General features: G+C 36.4%; 8 protein-coding genes. 2 read left to right on the forward strand and 6 right to left on the reverse strand.

All coding sequences use genetic code 11. The annotated features are described in order from the left end of the window. Nucleotides 1-22 precede the first annotated feature (22 nt). The 3 genes from LRP83_RS13015 to LRP83_RS13025 form a co-directional block, all read right to left on the reverse strand. Nucleotides 23-1342: a CBS domain-containing protein gene (locus tag LRP83_RS13015; RefSeq protein WP_230497131.1), complete on the reverse strand. Its 1320-nt coding sequence runs from the start codon at nt 1340-1342 to the stop codon at nt 23-25. 107 nt (nt 1343-1449) lie between these two features. Next, nucleotides 1450-1689 (reverse strand): hypothetical protein, encoded by a 240-nt coding sequence (locus LRP83_RS13020; RefSeq protein ID WP_230497132.1) that lies wholly within the window; start codon nt 1687-1689, stop codon nt 1450-1452. Nucleotides 1690-1801: 112 nt separating this feature from the next. Next, nucleotides 1802-2485, reverse strand: a complete 684-nt coding sequence (locus tag LRP83_RS13025; RefSeq protein WP_230497133.1) for a metal-dependent hydrolase — start codon at nt 2483-2485, stop codon at nt 1802-1804. A gap of 172 nt (nt 2486-2657) precedes the next feature. On the opposite strand from LRP83_RS13025, the gene LRP83_RS13030 reads away from it, so the two are divergent. Next, nucleotides 2658-3752 (forward strand): M24 family metallopeptidase, encoded by a 1095-nt coding sequence (locus tag LRP83_RS13030; RefSeq protein WP_230497134.1) that lies wholly within the window; start codon nt 2658-2660, stop codon nt 3750-3752. Nucleotides 3753-3799: 47 nt separating this feature from the next. Here the strand turns inward: LRP83_RS13030 and LRP83_RS13035 are convergent, their stop codons facing one another. The 3 genes from LRP83_RS13035 to LRP83_RS13045 form a co-directional block, all read right to left on the reverse strand. Beyond that, entirely contained in the window at nt 3800-4339 is a 540-nt protein-coding gene (locus LRP83_RS13035) for a hypothetical protein (RefSeq protein ID WP_230497135.1), read from the reverse strand. Between the two features lie 61 nt (nt 4340-4400). Next, on the reverse strand, nt 4401-5522 hold the full coding sequence (ald, locus tag LRP83_RS13040) for an alanine dehydrogenase (protein WP_230497136.1): 1122 nt from the start codon (nt 5520-5522) through the stop codon (nt 4401-4403). Between the two features lie 677 nt (nt 5523-6199). Beyond that, complete coding sequence (locus tag LRP83_RS13045) at nt 6200-6355, reverse strand: hypothetical protein (RefSeq protein WP_230497137.1); 156 nt, start codon at nt 6353-6355, stop codon at nt 6200-6202. Nucleotides 6356-6503: 148 nt separating this feature from the next. On the opposite strand from LRP83_RS13045, the gene LRP83_RS13050 reads away from it, so the two are divergent. Continuing rightward, entirely contained in the window at nt 6504-6953 is a 450-nt protein-coding gene (locus tag LRP83_RS13050; protein ID WP_230497138.1) for a universal stress protein, read from the forward strand. Nucleotides 6954-7122: the final 169 nt, after the last annotated feature.

Raw genomic sequence — 7122 nt, forward strand, 5'->3', positions numbered from 1 at the left:
CTTTATTTTTCAACCTTTACAATTAACTACGATCTATTAATTGACACATCATCATGGCTTTCCCAACAAGTGTTCCCTCATTAAATACTTCTACGTCAACTTTACCAAACTTTCTACCCACTTCCAATACTTTTGGGTATATCTCTAACATACTGTCAATTTGTACAGGTTTAATAAAGTAAATAGTCATATTTTCAACGACCAAATCACCTTTTTTATACGTTCGTAGCACCCGATTTGCTGCCTCAGTCACAATTGTCGTAAAAACTCCATATGAGATGGTACCAAGATGGTTGGTCATTTGTGGCGTTACTCCACACTGATAGATTTCTTCGCCTTTGTTTTTTCCATTCGTTAAAACTAATTGGCTAGTCACGATATCATCAATGGTTTCTCCCACTTGAGGCTGACGTTGTACCATTTGCAATGCTTTTAACACGTCCTGGCGGCTAATTATTCCTTCTAAACGATTGGAATCATCGACAACAGGTAACACTTCAATCCCTTCCCACACCATCATATGGGCTGCAGAAGCCACACTTGTTTTTCCACTAACGGTCATCGGATTTTTTGTCATAATTTTATCAATATGGGTATTCGGTTTCTGTCCAAGTATATCCTTTGAGGTAACCATTCCTTGAATCTTCCGATTATCATCGACTACTGGAAAACGACTGTGCATCGTTTCACGATTATGTTCATGCCAGACCTCAGTCGTATCATTTACTTTTAAATAAATTGTATCATCAACTGGAGTAAGTATATCCTCCACAAGGACAATTTCCTTTTTAATAAGCTGGTCATAAATCGCCCGATTAATCATGGTTGCGACTGTAAACGTGTCATAGCTACTTGAAATGATTGGTAGCTGTAACTCGTCAGCTAATTTCTTTACATGTTCTTCTGTATCAAAACCACCTGTAATGAGAACTGCAGCCCCAGCCTTTAGCGCTAGTTCGTGTGCATTCGTTCGGTTACCAACAATCAATAAATTTCCAGCAGCTGTATAACGCATCATTGCATCTAACTTCATAGCACCAATGACAAATTTATTTAATGTTTTATGAAGACCTGATCTCCCCCCTACCACTTGTCCATCGATAATATTAACTATTTCTGCGTAGGTTAGCTTTTCGATATTTTCTTTTTTCTTGCGTTCAATGCGGATGGTTCCAACTCGTTCAATTGTGCTGACATAGCCTTTGTTTTCCGAATCTTTAATGGCGCGATAAGCAGTCCCTTCACTCACGCTCATTGCCTTTGCAATTTGCCGAACGGATATTTTCTCTCCGACTGGAAGGGAATCAATATATTGTAGTATTTGTTCATGCTTTGTGGCCATACGTTCACCTATTTCCGTCCTATGATAGGATTATGATAACTTTATTATAAAGTGAAGGTATGACGGATTCAATGTAATTCAACCTACAACCCGTTTATTTCCATTGATTAGGCGTAATAACGTAATCGTTTTGCTGTTTGTTTTGTAAGTTTTCTTGATTTAGCTTTTCGCTTAGGTGCATACAACATGGCAGAGAGGTTTCCTGCCATCACTAATAATGCAAGCAACATCCAGCTAGCTGTAAAAACTCCTTCTAACCCTTCTGCAAACATAGAAAACCTTGGAACCGCAAAATACAGTAAAAAAGCACCTACTAGCAAGCATAAAATATAGCGATTTTTTTTCATTCCTTTCTCCTCCTTTTTTCATAGCTTGTTTCATATGTATGCTAGAAGGAGTCATTTAATTATGCAAAAAAGCCAAGTTAGAAGTATTTTACACCTTCTAACTTAGCTTTTTTTACAATTCAATAAATTCTCCTGGTTGAAGTACTATGCATGTTTGGTTTTCTAATAGTTCAACGAACCTTTTGGGATCTTGTTTTATTGGTGGAAAAGTATTGTAGTGAATTGGAATAACTGTTTTTGCATTTAGTAGCTTAGCAGCATATGCCGCATCTTCTGGCCCCATCGTAAAATTATCTCCAATTGGTAAAAATGCAACATCGATTGAGTGACGCTCACCAATTAATTTCATATCTGAGTATAAAGCCGTATCACCAGCATGGTAAATCGTTTTACCTTCAGCCGTAAACAAAATTCCTGATGGCATTCCACAATAAACGATTTCTTTATTCTCGGTTATGTAGGCACTTCCATGAAATGCTGGGGTTAGCTTTACCTTACCAAAATCAAATTCAAAAGCGCCTCCGATAGACATGCCGTGAAGTCTTTCTACTCCCTGCCAGCCCAAGAATGTTGCAAGCTCATGAACCGCTATAACAAGTGAGTTGTGCTTTTGCGCCAATCTTACTGTGTCTCCGACGTGGTCATTATGTCCATGCGTTAAAAGAATGACATCTGGTTTTGCGTCATCAACCTTTAAATCCGTTAAGCTATTACCGGTTATAAATGGATCAATCATAATGACCTTACCTTTAGTCTCAATCTTTACTACCGAATGTCCATGATAGGATAGCTTCAAGAAAAATACCTCCTTAAATTTTATTAATCATAATTTCAATAAATGTTCATCATATCCTTCTAGAACATTTTTAATACTCATTTAAATTACTTAAAAAGTTTTACTTTTTAGCTTATCCTTGCTAATCTCGAAGTAGTGTTTTTGTTTTTAATAGTAAAAGGGGGATATCGAAATGAACGAGAGAATAAAAAAAGTATCTAGCTGGATGAAGGACTCTGATATACAGCTTTGTTTTATTACCAATCCTGACAATGTTTTTTATTTTAGTAAATTTTTAAGCGAGCCGCATGAGAGACTATTAGCTATTGCCATTTTTCAAGAACAGGAGCCTTTCTTAATCTGTCCTGGAATGGAAATAGAGGATGCAAAACGTTCAGGATGGTCTGGTGAAATAATTGGCCATAGCGATATTGATCGCCCTTGGGATCTCATTCAAAAAGCAATTTCAGATAGAAATATTTCTATTAACAAAGTCGCCATTGAAAAAGAGCATATGAATGTTGAACGCTATGAAGCGATTATTAATCTTTTTCCGCAAGCAACTTTTGTTTCTGCAGAAGACAAGGTTCGTACACTTCGTTTAGTTAAGGATGAATCAGAATTAAAAACACTCCGTGAAGCCTGTGCGCTAGCTGATTATGCGATTGAAATTGGGGTTCAGGAAATCAAAGAAGGTAAAACTGAATTAGATGTCCTTGCTGCTATCGAATACGCATTGAAGAAAAAAGGCGTCAACGAAATGTCCTTCTCGACGATGGTGTTAACAGGTGCAAACGCAGCCTCTCCACATGGTACACCAGGACTAACAAAAATTCAAAAAGGAGATTTAGTTCTTTTTGACCTAGGTGTCGTTGTTGATGGCTATTGTTCAGATATTACAAGAACAGTTGCTTTTGGAGAAATCAATGATAGACAACGTGAGATTTATGAAACCGTTCTAAAGGCTGAGTTAGCTGCTCTCGAAGCTAGTAAACCAGGTGCTACCTGTGCAGAAGTCGATTTAACGGCTAGAAATATTATTAGAGAGGCTGGCTACGGAGAGTTCTTTCCTCACCGCCTTGGACACGGCTTAGGTATTAGCGTTCATGAATTCCCATCTCTTACAGAGACTAATCAATTGCTTCTTCAGGAAGGTATGGTCTATACCATTGAGCCAGGGATTTACGTGCCAAATGTAGCAGGGGTTCGAATTGAAGATGATGTTTACGTAACAAAAGATGGAATTGAAATACTAACAAAATTCCCTAAAGAATTACTAACAATCTAACATTGCTGATTAACATTTAAAACTCGTCTGTAAATGACGAGTTTTTTCTATTTCCATTCAAAAGGATAAACGCTTATATTCGTGTCATGGAACATACTATCAAATATGATTTGGTAACCATTTTCAGTCGGTTCTACTAATGCAAGCTCTTCAAAATTCATATTTAATGCTTCTTCTATCTGGTCTATACCAACAGTAGTTATTAAATGTAAACTAGCTAATTCCTCCTTATAAAAAACAGCTGTTGCATATTCGAATAAAGAACTAACTCCATAGGAATAAAAATCAGCCGTCACAAGGGTACCATCCATTAGTTCAAACTTACCATCCTTATATTGAGTTTCATCAGATTTCTTTTTAAACATCGAGTTGAATTCTTCGGTTGTAAGAACGATTTTTAACATATTAGTATTTGTAACTGTAGAAGTTACCTCTGAATCCATTGCAACCTCCGCATTTTCATCATTTGCACAGCCAGCTATAATCAAAAGTGATAATAAGATTGAAAGTATCGTTTTAATCCTAATCTCTATCCCCTCCATTTCTATTTTTACTAATTCTGTTTCTATTGCTAATATCCTTCTCATTCCAAAATGAAAAATTGAAAACAAAAAAATTCGAGGGAACACCCTCGAATTTTTTTCATAATTAGAGCTGTTCTAAAAGCTCTCTTGTACTCTTATATTCCAAGTTTTGGTCCTTAGCAACTGCTTCATAAGTCACATATCCAGCTAATGTATTGAATCCCTTTAAGAGGGCTTCATTTTCTAAAGCTGCCTGCTTATATCCTTTATTAGCAATATGAACAGCATATGGAACTGTTACATTTGTTAACGCGATAGTGGATGTACGTGGTACAGCTCCAGGCATATTCGCAACCGCATAGTGAACGACTCCATGCTTCGTGTAAGTAGGGTTATCGTGAGTTGTAATGCGATCAGTAGTTTCAAAAATTCCGCCTTGGTCAATCGCAATATCTACAACAACAGAACCAGACTTCATCGATTTAATCATTTCCTCAGAAACAAGCTTAGGTGCCTTTGCACCAGGAATTAATACAGCACCAATTACTAAATCTGATTCTTTCACAGCCTCTGCGATGTTGTAAGGATTAGACATTAAAGTCGTTACGTCTGATCCAAAAAGATCATCTAATTGACGAAGACGTTCTGGATTTAAGTCTAACATCGTAACCTTTGCGCCTAGACCAATTGCCATTTTCGCAGCATTTGTTCCAGCAACACCACCACCGATGATTGTCACTGTTCCACGTTGAACGCCTGGTACTCCCGATAATAAAATACCTTGTCCTCCGTGTACCTTTTCTAAAAATTGTGCACCGATTTGTGCTGACATTCTACCTGCTACTTCACTCATTGGTGTTAATAAAGGTAGAGCACCGTTAGCTGTTTGCACAGTTTCATAAGCGATTCCTACAACTTTATTATCAATTAATGCCTTTGTTAATTCCGGCTCTGGAGCCAAATGTAAGTATGTAAATAGTATTAAACCTTCACGGAAATATGTATATTCACTCGGTAGTGGTTCTTTAACCTTCATAACCATTTCCGTTGACCAAGCATCATTTGCTGAATCAACAATCTTTGCACCAGCTGTGAAATAATCTTCATCAGTGAATCCTGAACCAAGTCCTGCGCCTGTTTCAATTAATACTTCATGTCCAAACTTCGTTAAGTTTACAACACCTGCTGGTGTCATCGCTACACGGTTTTCGTTATTTTTAATCTCTTTAGGTACCCCGATACGCAAGAAGCATACCTCCTTATAATAAAAAAATTTTGTTACTAATTGGTAATTAGATTTTACTATATCACCTTTAAGGCAAAAGAAGAAGAAAAATCTTCTTAACTATGAAAACACTTACATTTTAACAAATTCCTACATAAAAAAATAGTACCTACTGAAAAAGCTTCTATAAAATCAAAAGAACAGGCTGATTAAAAGGGTCAGCCGTTCCGTTTTGACAACGTTTCCAAATAAATAAGAAGGATATCCTTCATATAGTACCAGTGATCATTAAAAATAAGCGGAGATTTTCCGGTTAAACTGCGTAAAAAGGTTTAATACGGGATATATAAGCGGAGGTTTTCCGATTAAGCAATACAAAATGACCCATTTTGACGTTTTTTGAGTAAATAGTCGGAATTCTTCCGTCTATTTACTCTGTTTTAAGTGCTATTTTAAATTTAATGGGAATTTCTCCGCTTATGTTTTTTAACCGCACTGTTTTCCTCATCTCTTATCTTGAGGGTTAGTACTTTTTTTAAATCTATGGTGTGTCAAATCTATTATAAATGAAAAAGGCGTGTCAAATCTGTTGTCAGATTGCACGCCTTTTTCATTGTCATTTATAAGGATGCGTACCTCAAAACGGAACGTTTATTGAAAAGATCCGCCTGTTTCAAAGAAATATACTTTTGAATAATTTACATATTTGTTTGTTCATCCGACTGAACATCATCTTGATCTTTGACCCCAATAACCCCACTGTTGTAAGAGGCCATTATTTGTTGGGATACTACATTTGTTCCATCTTCATCATAAAAAAAACCATACTGTTCATTTGTATCACGTTTTTTCATTGTATTTCCCCCTTTCAAAAAAGTAATTATCCTATTTATTTTTCGAAAATTTGTGACATTTATTCCTGTTAAATTTATGTATAATTAAGATGTGGAAACCTTCCAACTTGATTTTTTACTCCATACAATTAAAAAGGAGGAGAGCAAGATGGGTTTAACTTACAAAACTATTTTAGTCGCAGTCGACGGATCTAAAGAAGCTGAATGGGCGTTTAAAAAGGCAATCGAAATGGCCAAAAGATATGACTCTAAGCTTATATTGGCACATATTGTTGACACACGGACCTTTGCTACTGTCGGTGTTTATGATGCTACCTTTGCAGAAAAGGCCAATTGTTATGCAGGTGAATTAATAGAAGGCTATAAGGCTGAGGCCGAAAAAGCTGGAATTACTCATGTCATTTCTGAAATTGACTACGGTTCACCCAAAGTGAAAATTCCAAAGGATTTGGCTAAAAAATTTCATGCTGATTTAATTATTTGCGGTGCCACAGGCTTAAATATGGTGGAAAGAATTTTTATTGGTAGCGTATCAGAAAGTATTACAAGATATGCACCATGTGATGTTTTAGTAGTTCGGACACAAAAGGACAGCTAAGCCGGGGACAAAATCCTGGCTTTTTTTATTGGAGATTTTTATAATAAGTTTCTTAACAAAAGGCTGTTTTCGCAAAGATTGTTGCTTTTCGAACCAATTCTCCTCCCGTATCAATTTTGATTTCGTGGCATCTTTTCGTGCCTTGTTTAAATTTTTGAGTATTTATTTA

The sequence above is a fragment of the Pseudoneobacillus rhizosphaerae genome, from assembly GCF_917563885.1.
In the GTDB taxonomy this organism is placed as follows: domain Bacteria; phylum Bacillota; class Bacilli; order Bacillales; family Cytobacillaceae; genus Pseudoneobacillus; species Pseudoneobacillus rhizosphaerae.